Genomic DNA, 15,130 nt, shown 5'->3' with positions numbered 1-15,130 from the left:
CGTTGGTGGAGTTGAAGACGACAACGACCCCCTTCAGCGCCGGATCGACGTCAGGCCCGACGGTGTCGTCGATGCGCATCGTGATCACGCCAGGCGTCGTACCACTCACCGGGAAGCTGAGCTTCTGGTTGATCAGCGCGGCCGAGCCGAGGCGGAAGAGCGGACTGGAGAACCGCAGCTTCAACAGATCGGCCGCGGCCGCCGAAGCTGTCGCCACATCGGCGGCGGACGGCTTCAGCGCGGGATTGGCGAGCAGCGGCTTCATGAACGGCCACTTCGCCTCGTTGTCGGCCTTCGGCGGCAGACCGTGCCCGAAACCGTTGTCCGCGCCGGTCCAGTCGAGCGTGTTGAACCAGTCGCCGGAGTCGTACGAGTTGCGGTCCAGCGACTTGCTCCGCAACAGGTCCGCGCCGGCGTGCCAGAACGACGGCGTCTGCGCCAGCGCGGTCGTTGCCAGCGACAACGTGTTCATCCGGATCCGGTCCGGCATCGGCAGGTCGGTCGGCAGCTTGTACGTCAGCGTGTCCCACAACGTTTCGTTGTCGTGGGCATCGACGTACGTCACCACCTCGTCCGGCTGATCGGCGTACCCGGCGGGCGAGCCGTTGTAGTCGACCTGGTCGCCACGGACGACCGCGCCCGACGACACCGACTTGAACGTGAACGACCGCAGGTTCCCGGCCAGGCCGAGCTGTACGAGGTCCGTGTCGTGGGCGAGCCGCTTCGCGCGGTCGGCCGGCGTACCGTTGACCGCCGCGCCGTTCGGGTCGCTCGCCTCGCCGGACCCGAAGCCCTGCACCCGCGGGTCGTCGTCGAACGGCCCACCGCCCCGGACCGCGTCCCGCAGCCGGTCGGAGAAGGTGCCGATCCCGGTACCGCCGAGGTTCCCCTGCCGGGCCTGGACGAACAGCGCGTCGTTCGCGACCTCGCCGAAGTTCCAGCCCTCGCCGTACAGGTAGATCGACCGACCGTCCACGCCGTCGCGGGCGAGCGTCAGTTTGTTCAGCGCGGCGCGGATCTTCAGCATGTTCGCCTTGGTGTGGTGACCCATCAGGTCGTACCGGAAGCCGTCCACGTGGTAGTTGCGCGCCCAGCTCACCGTGCCGTCGACCATGATCTTCTCGGCTATCGCGTGCTCGGTGGCGATGTTGCTGCAGCAGGTGGAGTTCTCGACCTTTCCGGTCGCGTCCAGCCGCTGGTAGTAGCCAGGCACGATCTTGTCCAGTACGGACGTCGGCGCCTGTCCTGCGGCGGGCGTGTGGTTATAGACCTGATCCAGTACGACGCGTAGGCCGGACTTGTGCAGGCCGCCGACCATGGTGCGGAACTCGGAGACCCTGGCCAGCCCGTCCTTCTGCGTGGCGTACGACCCCTCCGGGGCGAGCCAGTGGAACGGGTCGTAGCCCCAGTTGAAGCCGTCCTTTCCAGCGACGGCTGTCACGCAGGCCTGCTGCTGGTCCGAGTCGGGCGGCAGCGCCTTGAGGTCACAGGCCGGTGTCTGCTGCCCGGTCTCGGGGATCGAGGCGATGTCGAACGTAGGCAGCAGGTGCACGGTGTTGAGCCCCGCGGCTGCCAGCGACCGCAAGTGCTTCGTGCCGTTGCCGTCGTCCGCGAACGCCAGATAGGTACCGCGGTGAGCTGCGGGCACGGTGTTGTCGTTGATCGAAAAGTCCCGCACATGCAGCTCGTAGATCGTCGAATCGACCCCACGGGCGAGTTTTGGCGACGGAGTCCTGGTCCAGAGCGCCGGCTTGCCCGCCGGGTCGTTCAGGTCGGCCGCGACCGAGTAGGTCGAGTCCGTGGTGAGTGCAACCGAGTACGGGTCCGTGACGACGTTCTTCTCTACCTTGCCAGTACTGGGCGCATAGACCGTGACCTCAAAGCGATAAGAGGCGTCCTTCAACGAGCGGGGGCCAGTGAAAGCCCAGGACCCGTCTGAGTTGCGGTGCATGGCTGCAGCCGAGTTGCCCACCAGTAGACGGACGTTTTGCGCCGTTGGAGCCCACACGGTGAACGTGGGCTTCCCGGCCTGCCAGGTGACGCCGTAGGAGCGGTTGACAGCGCTGCGGTACACATCGTCGAGTACGCCGGGAATCTGCACGCCCGTGGCGTCCAGCAGCCGGCCCGTGTCGTCGTACTGCGCCAGGCCGAGTTGTCCCTTCAAGATCTTGTCTACGTCGGCATGGTCGAGCCGCAGCGTGGTGTAGCCCGGCTTGACCTCAGCAGGGTCATAGCGAAGCGCGGTTGACGAGCCACCGATGTCGTCGGTGTCCACCTTGAGCGAACCGGTGTCCGACCAGTGCAGCCGCCACCGGTACCGCTCCGGATGGTCGACAGCGGGTACGGCGAGGGTGTCGCGGTTGAGCCAGTACGCCTTCGCCTGGCTGAGGTCCGGCTGCGCGCCGGGCTTGGACGTGGTCACCGTGAGCTGGTGGGTCGCGAGCACGTACGAGAACGTGACGGCCAGCCCATCGCTCGGTACTGAGACCGGCACGTTCTGAGCCGGGTAGCTCTCGTCCCAGGACAGGTTGTGTGCGACCTTCGCCTCATAGTTGCCCGCCTTCAACTCGCTGGTGGACCAGGTGTACGTGCCGTCACCGTCCTCGTCGGTCAACCAGGGTCGCATGCAGGACGGGTCCCAGTCGGTCGGGCAGCCCAACGCGGTCTGGAACGACCCGGGCACCGTGATGATCGGCCCCTGCGCGCTGGACGTGACGTAGTGCCGGCCGTGCTCGTAGTAGAACGTCACTGGCCCGCTAGGTGCGGTGTAGGAGATGTTGGCGCCGTTGGCGACTCCACCGGCTCCGTAGTTCTCGTCCCAGGTCTTGTTGATGGCTGCCTTGTACGCGTGCTCCCCGGCCGGGATGGTGGTGTAGGTGCCCTTCCAGACCTTGTCCTTCGGGTCCAGCTTCAGCTGTGCCTGGTCGCAGTCCGGTGACCAGTCAGCAGCACAGCCCATCTCGCTGTTGTGGTCACCGGGCACGCTGACGTTCGCAGGCTGTACGACGGGACCTGTGCCGCCACCGACACCACCTGGCGCCGGTGCATCGCCTACTACGCCGTACGACCCGGACACCGAGTAGTTGCCCGACGTGTCCCGCAGGACGGCGCGGTACTCGAGCAGCGTGCCCTTAGGCATCCCCGTGACGTCCTGGAAGACCCGGTACGGCGCGTTGTCGTCGGACCCGAGCCGCTTCCACTCCGTCGTACCCAGGGGGCGGTACCCGAAGGTCACGGTGGCCGGTGTGTTCTCGGGGACCGCAGCAGCGATCTCCGCACGACCCCCGACCGTCGCACCGAGCTCCGGCGACCTCATATAGACACTGGGCGCCTTGGCACGCGGTGGGACCTTCGTCTGCGCCTGGTACACAGTCACGGACAGAGGGCCTTGGCTGACAACCACCCTGCCCTCACGGTCGGTCTTCAGAGCCTTGCTGTTGCCGTAGACCGGCTTCAGCCACGTGTTCGGCCCGTACGTCGGTACCGTCGCGGACGCGGCCGTCTTGGAGTTGTTCGCCACCACCAGGTACTCGACGTTGTCGTTGCCCAGCCGGCTGAATGCGTACAGCCCGTTGCTGTTGGAGGAGTACCTGTTCACCTGGCGCCCGTCCGACAGCGCCGGGTACTTCGCCCGCAGCTGTGCCAGGGCGGCGATGTGCTTGTACATGGGCGCGTTGACGTCGTACCGGTCCTTGCTGCCGATCGTCGTCGTACCCGTGCCGTCAACGACCTCGTCGTCCGCGTAGTCGGCGGTCTTGGTCGCGAACATGTCCTGTCGTGCGTCCTTGTCGCCGCCGGCACCTGTGAAGCCCTGCTCGTCGCCGTAGTACACGACAGGCTGTCCGCGGGTCAGGTACATGAGGGAGTGCGCCAGCTCGTCCCGTGCGAGCAGTTCCTGTCCTGAGGCGCCACCCTGCTTCAAGAATGTGCCCACACGCCCCATGTCGTGGTTGCCGAGGAAGGTGGGCAGCTCGTACGCGTTGGAGTCTGTGTCCGTGTAGTAGTCGTCGTTCGCGTAGAAGTCCTGCAGCTTGGTACCAGAGTCGCCCTTCGCGTACGCCACCGCGTTCTGCTGGAACCCGAAGTCCAGCGTCGCCTGCAGGTCGCCCTTGGTCGTGTACGTCGACATGAACTGCGGGTTGGCGTCGTAGACCTCGCCGAACATGAAGAAGTTCTTCGCACCGGCACCGCGCGCCGCGGCCAGGATCGCCGGGGAGAACTTCTGCCAGAACTCGATGTTCACGTGCTTCACGGTGTCGATCCGGAACCCGTCGATCCCGAACTCGGCCCAGGTCTTGTAGACGTCGATCATCCCGTCCCGCACCCGCGGCTGCTCGGTGAACAGGTCGTCCAGGCCGGAGAAGTCGCCGTACTCCGCGCTCTCGCCGGCGTACGTCGAGTCGCCGCGGTTGTGGTACAGCGTCGGGTCGTTCAGCCAGGCCGGCACCTTGACGGTCTCGTCGGCCTTGCTGTGGAAGATCGGCACGTTCGGGAACGAGGTGTTCCGGTCCAGCGCCGGGAACGTGTCGCCGGCCGCGTACTGCTTGTCGTCGAAGACGTTGCCCTGAGCATCCTTGTACGGCGCCGTGGACTTCGGGATGTACCCGTGGTTGCCGGACTGGTAGTCGATGACGTCCGCGGTGTGGTTGGTGATGATGTCGAAGAAGACCTTCATGCCCTTGCGGTGCGCGAGGTCGATCAGCCGCTTCATGTCCGCGTTGGTGCCGAGATGCGGGTCGATCCGGGTGAAGTCGGTGATCCAGTAGCCGTGGTACCCGGCGCTCACGTCGGCGCCTGTGCCCTGTACCGGGCGGTTCTTGAACGACGGTGTCAGCCAGATCGCCGTCGTACCCAGGGACTTGATGTAGTCGAGCTTCTGGGTCACACCGGCCAGGTCACCGCCGTGGTAGAAGCCCTTGTCCGTCGGGTCCAGCCCTGTCTGCAGCCTGCCGCCGGTGAGACCGCCTGCGTCGTTGGACTTGTCACCGTTCGCGAACCGGTCCGCCATCAGGAAGTAGAAGCGCTCCTTGGTGAGGCCCTGCCGCAGGCTGGGCGTCGAGAGCGCCTTGTCGGCGGGTGTCACCGTCGGCCCGGCCAGGTCGACCGGCTTGACCGTTACGACGTGGCTGGTGTCGTTGTAGCTGAACTGGAGCTTGGCCGGCCCTTCGATCCGCAGTGGGATGTTCTGGCCGTTCAGTACGCCGCCTGCTCCGTAGTTCTCGTCCCAGCTCTTGTTGACTGCGACCTTGTACTCGTACGACCCGGCCGGTACGTCGAACACCTTCGTGTACGGCGCACTCGTACCGAGGCTGGTCGCGTCGCAGCCGGGGTCCCAGTCGCCCGCACAGCCCAGCTCGCTCTGCAGTGACCCGGCGAGAGTGATCACCCGCTCCACTGCCGCCGGTGCCGGTGTCGGCGTACCCAGTCCGAGTACTACTACCGCGGCCGCGGTGAAACCTGCCGTCCAACGCCTGAACCCGCGCATCACGCACCCCTCCCCGCCGTCTGATGCCGGGGACGGTAGCGGTCGGCCTTTACCGTGAGGAGGCCTCGAACGTCACGGTAAGGTCACGAGGTCCGGCAGTGTCGTCTCGATCGGCGTACGCAGCACAGTGGTCGCATGGTCGTCGTACGGCGTCGGCTGCGCGTTGAGGATGACCAGAGGCTTGCCGGAGTTCAGTGCGAGGTCGCACAGACCTGCGGCCGGGTAGACCTGTAGGGACGTACCAATCGCCAAGAAGAGGTCTGCTGCCTCAGTAGTGGCGACGGCTCGGTCCAGCACGGCCCTGGCGAGTGACTGGCCGAAGGAAACCGTCGCGGACTTCAGGATGCCTCCACACACCTCACAGGCCGGGTCGTCCTCTCCGGACTCCAGCCGGGGGAGTACGTCGGCCATGGGCAGCCGGCGTCCGCACTGGAGGCAGTCGACGTACCAGACTGTCCCGTGGAGCTCGTGGACCAGCTCTGGTGATGACCCGGCCTTCTGGTGCAGCCCGTCGACGTTCTGCGTGATCAGCCCGGTCAGCCGGCCCTGACGCTCCAACTCGACCAGTGCCAGGTGACCCGGGTTCGGTTCGACCTTCCAGGCCGGTACGGCGAGCCTGTGCTTCCAGGTCGCCACCCGTACCTCCCGGCTGGCGACGTACTCCTCGATGTCGAACATCGCCTCGGCGGCCGGGTTCTTCGTCCACACGCCCTCCGGCCCGCGGAAGTCGGGGATACCAGAGGCGGTCGAGATCCCGGCTCCGGTCAGTACGGCGATGCGGTCGGCGGTGATCACACCCCTGACGGTATCCATTCGGTCGCCACTACGGACATCACGATCTCGTCGGCCCGCTCGCCGTCCCAGAGCAGTCAGCTGAGCCGCCGTACGACGTATCTGTTTTCTGCGGCCGACACCAGCTCCTGTGAGCGCATACGGCACCAGGCCGGGATGTCCGTGGCGGCCGCTGGGTCGTCGGCCAGCACGGTGACCGTGTCGCCGACAGCAACGGTCGGCAGCGTCTTGGCCAGTTTGATCACTGGGAGTGGGCAGAGCAGGCCGGTGCAGTCCAGTTCGACGTTCACATCCCCACCTCCGCCCGGATTCGCTGCACTATCCCCGGCAGCACGGCGCAGAACCGCAGTACGTCGTCATGCTTCGTGTCACGCGCCAGTGAGAGCCGTACGTTGCCGTGGGTGAGTACACCCATCGCTGCGAGCACATGCGACGGCCGCAGCGTGCTCGACGTACAGGCGGAGCCGCTGGAGACAGCGAAGCCCTCCGCGTCCAGGGCGGTCACCAGCGCTTCACCGTCCACGTAGAGACACGAGAACGTGAGTACGTGCGGCAGGCGGTCGTCAGGATCACCTACCACCTCCACGTCGGGTACGTCGGCCGCCACACGGTGCCGTACCTCGTCCACCCACGCCCTGTGCTGCTTGTTGAGCTCAGTGGCCTCGGCCAGCCTGGCCTGCAACGCTGCGGCCGCAGCCAGCGCGTTGGGCACGTTCGGGAAGCCAGGGGAGAGACCGTCCTCCCGCTCGTCCATCGGCCACGCCGGCGCGATCCGCGTGCCCTTCCGTACCGCCAGCAGCCCCACGCCGGCCGGGCCACCCCACTTGTGAGCACTTGCCGCCAGCATCGACCACCCGTCCGGTACGGCGTCGTGCCCGATCGAAGCGGACGCGTCAACAAACAGCGGTACGTCGCCACACACAGTGGCAGCCGCCTCGACGGGTTGTCGTGTCCCCACCTCGTGGTTCGCCGACTGCAGCGCGGCCACGGCCACGCCGGGCCGCCGTGCCGCCGCCGTGAACGCGTCCAGGTCCACCCGCCCCAGTTGGTCCACCCGGACCTCGACGCCGTCCTCACCGGCCGTGTGCAGTACTGCGGAGTGCTCGACGGCGCTGTGCACCACCGACGTACCCACCCGCCGCCTGGCGGCCCGTACCGCGGTGAGCCCGTCCCGGATCGCCGCCGTACCGGAGGTGGTCAGATACAGCTCGTCCGGCCGTACGCCGACCGCGTCCGCGAGCACCGCGCGGGCGTTGTCCAGCAGCAGTCTCGCCGTCCGGCCCTCGTGGTGCAGCCGCACCGGATCGGCCCATCCGGAATCCACTGCCGACAGCAACATTTCGCGCGCTGCGGGGTGCATCGGCTCGGCCGACGCGGCGTCCAGATACGCACGTTCGCTCACACGGGAAACGCTAAGCCCTACCTCTCCGCAAGATCGGGGAAGGGGTCCAGTAGTGTTTGGTCGTCAGTCTCACTTGGGAAGGGAAAGGCGCCCCGTGGGTTCGAACGGCACGCCCGGAGTGGAGGAGCGACCGGCAGGTTCTGCCGGCGCCACACGTCCGGCGAAGCGACGCCTGCTGGTCGGTGCGGCAGTGGTGCTCGGCATCACGCTGCTGACCGGTTGTTCGTCGGCGACCACTGAGCAGTGGAAGCGACTCGGTCTGCCCGAGGGCGCATCGGACCGGACCGAGGCGATCCGCAGCCTCTGGATCGGGGCCTGGACCGCCGCTCTGATCGTCGGCGTGATGGTCTGGGGCCTGATCCTCTGGGTCAGCGTGCGGTACCGCAAGCGCAACGAAGACGCTCCCCGGCAGGTGCGGTACAACCTGCCGCTCGAAGTCCTGTACACCCTGGCGCCGTTCGCGATCATCGGTGTGCTCTTCTTCTACACCGTCGAGCACGGCAACACGGTGACGAAGATGGACGCCAACCCGCAGCACACCGTGAACGTGGTGGGCCAGCAGTGGCAGTGGACCTTCAACTACAAGGACACCGTCGACGGGCAGCAGGGCGTCTGGGAGACCGGCACGCTCGACAAGCCCGCGACGCTGTGGCTGCCGGTGAACGAGTCGGTGCACTTCGACCTGACCTCGCCGGACGTCATCCACTCGTTCTGGGTCCCGTCGTTCTACTTCAAGCTCGACGTGATCCCGGGCCGGACCAACAAGTTCGAGCTGACCCCGACCAAGACCGGCACCTTCGCCGGCAAGTGCGCGGAGCTCTGCGGTCTCTACCACAGCCGGATGATCTTCACCGTCCACGTGGTCACCCGCGCCGAGTACGACCAACACCTGAAGGACCTGGCCGCCAAGGGCCAGACCGGAGCCGCCACCGGTGGCGCCGACGCCACCACCATTCCCGGTTCAGGGGAGGGGCAGAAGTGACCGAGTTCGCCGAGCGCACCGGCGCCATCGGTAGCACCACAGCGCTGCCCCGGCGGCGCAGCAAGGGCCAGATGCTGGTCAAGTACCTGACCACGACCGACCACAAGCTGATCGGGCACATGTACCTGGTCACGTCGTTCGCGTTCTTCCTGATCGGCGGCGTGATGGCGCTGCTGATCCGCGCCGAGCTGGCCAAGCCCGGCCTGCAGATCGTGAACGAAGAGGTCTACAACCAGCTGTTCACGATGCACGGCACGATCATGCTGCTGCTGTTCGCGACGCCGCTGTTCGTCGGCTTCGCGAACGAGATCATGCCGCTGCAGATCGGCGCCCCCGACGTCGCGTTCCCGCGGCTGAACATGTTCAGCTACTGGCTGTTCCTGTTCGGCGGCACGATCACGATCAGCGGGTTCTTCACCCCGGGCGGCGCGGCCGACTTCGGCTGGTTCGCCTACGCACCGCTGTCCAACGCGGTCCGGTCCCCGGGGGTCGGCGGCGACCTGTGGATCATGGGTCTGTACCTGGCCGGTCTGGGCACCATCCTCGGCGCGGTGAACTTCATCACCACGATCATCACCATGCGGGCACCGGGCATGACGATGTTCCGGATGCCGATCTTCACCTGGAACATCCTGGTGACGTCGATCCTGGTCCTGATCGCCTTCCCGATCCTGGCGGCGGCGCTGCTGGTGCTGGAGGCGGACCGAACACTCGGAGCCCATGTCTTCGACGCGGCCAACGGCGGACCGATCCTGTGGCAGCACCTGTTCTGGTTCTTCGGGCATCCCGAGGTGTACATCATCGCGCTGCCGTTCTTCGGCATCGTCACCGAGATCCTGCCGGTCTTCAGCCGCAAGCCGGTCTTCGGCTACATCGGCCTGGTCAGCGCGACGCTCGGTATCGCGGTGCTGTCGGTGGCGGTGTGGGCGCACCACATGTTCGTCACCGGCGCGGTGAACCTGCCGTTCTTCTCGTTCATGACGTTCCTGATCGCGGTCCCGACCGGTGTGAAGTTCTTCAACTGGATCGGCACGATCTGGGGCGGGTCGGTGTCGTTCGACACGCCGATGCTCTGGTCGGTCGGCTTCCTGACGACCTTCCTGTTCGGCGGTCTGACCGGCGTCATCCTGGCCTCGCCGGCGCTGGACTACCAGCTGTCCGACTCGTACTTCGTGGTCGCGCACTTCCACTACGTCGTCTTCGGCACCGTGGTGTTCGCGATGTTCGCCGGGTTCTACTACTGGTGGCCGAAGTTCACCGGCCGGATGCTCGACGAGAAGCTCGGCAAGCTGCACTTCTGGCTGCTGTTCATCGGCTTCCACACCACGTTCCTCGTGCAGCACTGGCTGGGTGTCGAGGGCATGCCGCGGCGGTACGCCGACTACAGCCCGAACGAAGGCTTCACCACGCTGAACGAGGTCTCCAGCGTCGGTGCCTTCATCCTGGGCGCGTCGATGCTGCCGTTCTTCTACAACGTCTACAAGTCGCGGAAGAAGCAGCCGGTCGGTGTCGACGACCCGTGGGGCTGGGGCCGTTCGCTCGAATGGGCGACCAGCTGCCCGCCGCCGCGGCACAACTTCGCCGCGCTGCCGCGGATCCGCTCGGAGTCGCCCGCGTTCGACCTGCACCACGCCGAGCTGGCCCTGGCCGACCGCCCGGTGAGCAGGTCGGGTTCGGACAACCTGCTGGACGCGGACGATCAGAAGCCGATCGCGCCGGGCGACGAACCCGAGACCGACGGGAAGGACAAGGCGTGAAGGTCGAAGCCTGGGTCTTCGGGATCCTGAGTGTGTTCCTGGTCGTCGTCACGCCGATCTACTGGCTGATGTCGTCGGACCCCACCGGTACCACCGCGCTGGTGATGACGTTCTTCCTGTCGCTGCTGGTGGCGTTCTACCTGAGCGTCACCGCGCGCCGGATGGACGCCCGTCCGGAGGACCGCAAGGAAGCGGAGGTCGTGGACGGAGCCGGCGAGCTCGGCTTCTTCCCGCCGCACTCCTGGTGGCCGCTGTGGTGCGCGCTGACGCTGTCGGTGGTCGTGCTCGGCATCGTGTTCGGCTGGTGGCTGTTCATCGCCGGCGTCGGGATCGGCATCATCACGCTGAGCGGGTTCATCTTCGAGTACTACCGTGGTGACCACGCTCACTAGTTGAGAGTCGTACGAAAAACGCCGTCCGGGAACGAACCGGTCGGCGTTTTCGTGCGTCATAGAGAGTGCTGTGTACGGAGTGTTGTGGACCGTACCAGTTCGGTGGGTGTGCGATGCGGAGAAATGTCGCCGCGGCAGGTTACCCTTGGCGCGGTCTGACTAAACAGGGGAGAGCTGGGGAATGGTGAGCGGTTCGGTGAGGAAGCACGGCCTTGCCGTTGCTGGGATCTGTGTACTGCTGCTGGCCGGTACGGCGTGCAGCGACACGAAGGCCGGCGGCAGCGGCGGACAGTCGACGCCTGGCGCCTCCGCGTCGCAGAGCAGTACGCCAGGCGCCTCGAGCACGCCTGGTAACTCGACCACCCCGTCGCAGACGGCGGCCGCCAGCATCGCCGTCGTGCCCGCCAAGGGCGCCACGTCGGTGCAGCCGGACAAGCCGGTCACCGTGACGAGCGCGGGCGGCAAGCTGACCGCGGTCACGCTGAAGGACGACAACGGCAACAAGATCGACGGCAACTTCAACGCCGACAAGACCCAGTGGACTTCGGCCGGCCTGCTCAAGCCGAGCGCGACGTACACCGTGACAGGCTCCGCAGAGGGCAGTGACGGCGGCGTGGTGCCGATCAGCTCGACCTTCAAGACGTTGACAGCGACGCGGAGCCTGAAGTCCTCGGTCGCGCCGCTGAGCGACACCACCGTCGGCGTGGCGTTTCCGGTGCAGATCTACTGGAACAACCCGGTGAAGGACCGCGCCGCGGTCGAGAAGAGGCTGTCGGTGAAGACCTCGGTCCCGGTCGACGGCAGCTGGCACTGGGTGAACAGCACCCAGGTCAACTACCGGCCGAAGAACTACTGGCCGGTCGGCACCAAGGTGACCGTGAACATCGACACGCAGGGCGTGAACGCCGGGAACGACACCTGGGGCAAGACCAACCGGACGGTCAACTTCACCATCGGCAGGTCCGTGGTCAGCCACATCGACGTGAAGAAGCACGTGATGACGGTCACGATCAACGGCAAGCTGGCCCGCACCATCCCGATCACCGCCGGTAAGGACGGCTTCACCACCCGCAGCGGCGTGAAGGTGATCATGGAGAAGTTCACCACCAAGCGGATGGACGCGGCGACCGTCGGCATCAAGCCCGGCGACCCGAACTACTACAACATCCCGGACGTGAAGTGGGCGCAGCGCGTCACCAGCTCCGGCGAGTTCATCCACGGCGCGCCGTGGTCGGCCGGCAGCCAGGGCAGCGCCAACGTCAGCCACGGCTGCGTCGGCATGAGCCTCGCGGACGCCAAGTGGTACTTCGACCAGACCTTGACCGGCGACCCGGTCATCGTGACCGGCACCAACCGGCACATGGAGCCGGGCAACGGCTGGACCGACTGGAACACCACCTGGGCCGCCTACAAGGCGGGCTCCGCCCTCTCCTGATCAAGACCGACGACGCACTTCGGCTGGGCCGGGCACCTGAGGGTGCCCGGCCCAGCCCATTCAGCCGACGGTCGACGTGCCACCGCGTCAAGCGAGGTACTTCTGGAGTTCTGGCAGCAGGTCGGCTGCGTGGAGGGACGGGAGGGAGTGGTGCGTTGCCTGGGGGAGGTGTACGACGGTCGCCGTGGGGCTGAGGGTGGCGACTCGGTGGGCGAGTTGGGTGGGGTTGTGGCTCTTGCTGCGGTCGGCGATGACGACCAGGGGTGTGACGGTTCTCAGTTGGTCGTCGGTGGGGCGTTTGGTGCGGACGAACGGGGTCGAGGGGCGCTCCGCGGCGAGGCCGGCAAGTTTGATGACCTCGGGAGCAAGGGGGAGGCCCTGAGTCTCCCAGTGCAGGAACGAGGCGGTTCGCTTCTGGGAGGGGCGCAGAAGGCTGGGCAGTGCTCGGAGGATGTACGGCACCCGTAGGCCGAGGTAGGTGTCTGTGGGGTCCAGCAGGGCGAGGCGGCGTACTCGGTCCGGGTGGGCGATCGAGTACGTCAGTGCGATCCAAGCGCCGTACGAGTGACCGCACAGAGCTGCTCGGTCGATGCCCAGGCCGTCCAGGACGTTGGTCAGCCACAGGTGCAGGTCGCCGGGCGTTTTGGGCTTCCGGCCGGTGTTGGTACTGCGGCCGGCGTCGACGATCAGGTCGATCGCGTACACCCGGTACTGCTCCGCCAGCCCTGGTGCGACGGTGAACCACACCGGTGAGGTCGCACCATGACCCGGCAGCAGTACGACGGGCGCACCGTCCACCGGGCCGCACGCGTTGACGTGCGTCGTACCGAACTCATCGGCTACTTCGAGCTGCTCGACCGGCACACCCCAGTGTTCGAGCAGAGCGTCGTACGCGTCCTGGAAGCTCATGTCGCCGAGGATAGCTCACTGAGTGAGGTAAAGTGCAGGGTATGCGTGAAGGAGTGATGCCGGCGGACCCGGAGCGTGCGGCTGCGTTGGAGGTTGTGCATCTGCTGCGGGACGTCGCGCTGCGGCTCGAGCTGGCGGTGGGGGAGTTCGCGCGTACGACGGGACTGCACGGTACCGACGTACGGGCGTTGATACGCCTCCTGGACGCCGAACGCGCCGGGGCGGAGGCCACGCCCAGCTGGCTCGCTCAGCAGCTGGGAATGACCTCACAGGCGACGACAGCCGTCATACACCGCCTGGAGGCCGCAGGGCACGTAGAACGCCTCAGAAGCCGCTCAGACGGCCGCAGCGCCCAGCTGCAGGTCTCCGACAGCGCCGTCGAGCTCGGCTGGCAGTTCTTCGGGCCGCTCCTGAACCGGATGGCCGCCGAGACCGCGACCTTGAGCCCCGCCGACCAGGCAGCACTCAAGCGCTGGCTGACCGCGATGGCTCAGGCAATCGGCTGACAAACACGAACGGCCCCGGGCGAGTGCCCGGGGCCGTTCGTTGTGGTGCTTCGAGCGTCAGGAGTGATCGCCGCTGGTGACCTCGCGGTAGGTCTCCGTGTCCTCGGTCAGTTCGTGGATCTCGTCGGCGTCGTGAGCGTGCTCGTGCGCCTCCTCGATCTCCTGGGCGGTCGGCTTCTGGACCGCGTCGGCGAAGTAGAACCGGGAGAGCGCCGCGCGGGCCTTGTGCAGGGCCCGGCGCGGGGCGCGGACGCCGTTGTCGTCGGTGTCCGGGCCGATCTCGTGCGGCACGAGTCGGTCCCGCGCGGTGAGCGAGTAGGCCTCGTAGGTCGATATCGGCTGGTGCTTCTCGGTGTACTTGCCCTCGGCGGAGCGCACGATGACGCCGGTCTCCAGGCCGTGCAGGAGTCGCTCCTCGTCGGCCCGCTGCAGCGAGATCGCCCAGCGGCGGGTGATCCAGAAGGCCAGGATCGGGCCCAGGATGACCGCGAACCGCAGGAACCAGGTGACGCTGTTCAGCGAGATGTGGAAATGGGTGGCGAGGACGTCGTTACCGCCACCGACCCACAGCAGCGCGTAGAACGTCATGAACGCGACGCCGATACCGGTCCGGGTCGGTACGTCCCGGGGCCGGTCCAGCAGGTGGTGCTCGCGTTTGTCCCCGGTGATCCAGCCCTCGATGAACGGGTAGAGCGCGACCAGGGTGACGAACGCGGGTGGCACGATCAGCGCGGGGATGATCAGGTTCCAGCTCAGGGTGATGCCCCAGAAGTGCGACTCGAATCCGGGGAAGATACGCACCGAGCCTTCCAGCCAGCCCATGTACCAGTCCGGCTGGGAACCCGCGGTCACCGCGGCCGGGTCGTACGGCCCGTACAGCCAGACCGGGTTGATCTGCATCAGCGCGCCCATCAGCGCGGTGACACCGAAGACCACGAAGAAGAAGCCGCCGGCCTTGGCCGTGTACACCGGGAACAGCGGGTAGCCGACCACGTTCTTCTGCGTCCGGCCGGGACCGGCGTACTGCGTGTGCTTGTGGTACACGACCAGGAACAGGTGGACCGTGACCAGGGCGAGGATGATGCCCGGGATCAGCAGCACGTGCACGATGAAGAACCGGGAGACGAAGTCGCCGCCGGGGAACTCACCGCCGAAGATGAAGAAGTTCATGTACGTGCCGATCACCGGCGACGCCTGGATCATGCCGTTGGTGATCCGCAGACCGGTACCGGACAGCAGGTCGTCGGGGAGGCCGTACCCGATGAAGCCCTCGATGATGCCGAGGAACAGCATCCCGAACCCGATCAGCCAGTTCAGCTCACGTGGCTTGCGGAACGCGCCGGTGAAGAACATCCGGAGCAGGTGCACCATCATCGCGGCGATGAACAGCACGGCCGCCCAGTGGTGGATCTGCCGGATCAGCAGGCCGCCGCGGATGTCGAAGCTGAGGTTCAGCGTGGAGGCGTACGC

At 66.6% G+C, this 15,130-nt stretch carries 11 protein-coding genes; 5 read left to right on the top strand and 6 right to left on the bottom strand.

Annotation, left to right across the window (positions count from 1 at the left end):
- From pulA to VFF46_RS13280, 4 genes are all read right to left on the bottom strand, one after another.
- Positions 1-5,485, bottom strand: a 5,485-nt coding sequence (gene pulA, locus VFF46_RS13295) for a pullulanase-type alpha-1,6-glucosidase (protein ID WP_325037406.1), incomplete at its 3' end; no start/stop codon positions are given.
- 72 nt (positions 5,486-5,557) lie between these two features.
- A complete protein-coding gene (locus VFF46_RS13290) occupies positions 5,558-6,280 on the bottom strand; it encodes a Sir2 family NAD-dependent protein deacetylase (RefSeq protein ID WP_325037405.1) in 723 nt (240 codons plus the stop codon).
- A 74-nt stretch (positions 6,281-6,354) separates the two neighbouring features.
- Complete coding sequence (locus tag VFF46_RS13285) at positions 6,355-6,567, bottom strand: sulfurtransferase TusA family protein (protein ID WP_325037404.1); 213 nt, start codon at positions 6,565-6,567, stop codon at positions 6,355-6,357.
- Positions 6,564-7,679: a cysteine desulfurase family protein gene (locus VFF46_RS13280; protein WP_325037403.1), complete on the bottom strand. Its 1,116-nt coding sequence runs from the start codon at positions 7,677-7,679 to the stop codon at positions 6,564-6,566. Before VFF46_RS13280 ends, VFF46_RS13285 begins: the two co-directional genes overlap by 4 nt.
- 94 nt (positions 7,680-7,773) lie before the next feature.
- Between VFF46_RS13280 and coxB the strand changes: the two genes are divergently transcribed.
- From coxB to VFF46_RS13260, 4 genes are all read left to right on the top strand, one after another.
- Complete coding sequence (coxB, locus tag VFF46_RS13275; RefSeq protein WP_325037402.1) at positions 7,774-8,661, top strand: cytochrome c oxidase subunit II; 888 nt, start codon at positions 7,774-7,776, stop codon at positions 8,659-8,661.
- A gap of 71 nt (positions 8,662-8,732) precedes the next feature.
- A complete protein-coding gene (gene ctaD / locus VFF46_RS13270; protein ID WP_325037407.1) occupies positions 8,733-10,418 on the top strand; it encodes a cytochrome c oxidase subunit I in 1,686 nt (561 codons plus the stop codon).
- Positions 10,415-10,810 (top strand): cytochrome c oxidase subunit 4, encoded by a 396-nt coding sequence (locus tag VFF46_RS13265; RefSeq protein WP_325037401.1) that lies wholly within the window; start codon positions 10,415-10,417, stop codon positions 10,808-10,810. The genes ctaD and VFF46_RS13265 overlap by 4 nt, the downstream gene beginning before the upstream one ends.
- A 196-nt stretch (positions 10,811-11,006) precedes the next feature.
- Positions 11,007-12,245 carry a L,D-transpeptidase gene (locus tag VFF46_RS13260; protein ID WP_325037400.1) on the top strand — a complete coding sequence of 413 codons (1,239 nt, stop codon included), beginning with the start codon at positions 11,007-11,009 and terminating at the stop codon, positions 12,243-12,245.
- Positions 12,246-12,332: 87 nt separating this feature from the next.
- On the opposite strand, the gene VFF46_RS13255 is transcribed toward VFF46_RS13260, so the two are convergent.
- On the bottom strand, positions 12,333-13,154 hold the full coding sequence (locus VFF46_RS13255; protein ID WP_325037399.1) for an alpha/beta hydrolase: 822 nt from the start codon (positions 13,152-13,154) through the stop codon (positions 12,333-12,335).
- Positions 13,155-13,195: 41 nt separating this feature from the next.
- Between VFF46_RS13255 and VFF46_RS13250 the strand changes: the two genes are divergently transcribed.
- The gene (locus tag VFF46_RS13250; protein ID WP_325037398.1) at positions 13,196-13,660 is read left to right on the top strand and encodes a MarR family winged helix-turn-helix transcriptional regulator; all 465 of its coding nucleotides are present in this window, start codon (positions 13,196-13,198) and stop codon (positions 13,658-13,660) included.
- 57 nt (positions 13,661-13,717) lie between these two features.
- On the opposite strand, the gene VFF46_RS13245 is transcribed toward VFF46_RS13250, so the two are convergent.
- A partial coding sequence (locus tag VFF46_RS13245) for a cytochrome b (RefSeq protein ID WP_325037397.1) occupies positions 13,718-15,130 on the bottom strand: 1,413 nt, incomplete at its 5' end.

The sequence above is a fragment of the Kribbella sp. genome, assembly GCF_035655035.1.
Lineage (GTDB): Bacteria > Actinomycetota > Actinomycetes > Propionibacteriales > Kribbellaceae > Kribbella.
The sequence above is the reverse complement of the archived record's forward strand: the minus strand, read 5'-3'. Positions and strand labels throughout refer to the sequence as shown.

Excerpts from the sequence above, each read along its gene's own strand:
- VFF46_RS13250 (WP_325037398.1), top strand. The coding sequence starts at position 13,196 with ATGCGTGAAGGAGTGATGCCGGCGGACCCGGAGCGTGCGGCTGCGTTG.
- VFF46_RS13255 (WP_325037399.1), bottom strand. The coding sequence starts at position 13,154 with ATGAGCTTCCAGGACGCGTACGACGCTCTGCTCGAACACTGGGGTGTG.
- ctaD (WP_325037407.1), top strand. The coding sequence starts at position 8,733 with ATGCTGGTCAAGTACCTGACCACGACCGACCACAAGCTGATCGGGCAC.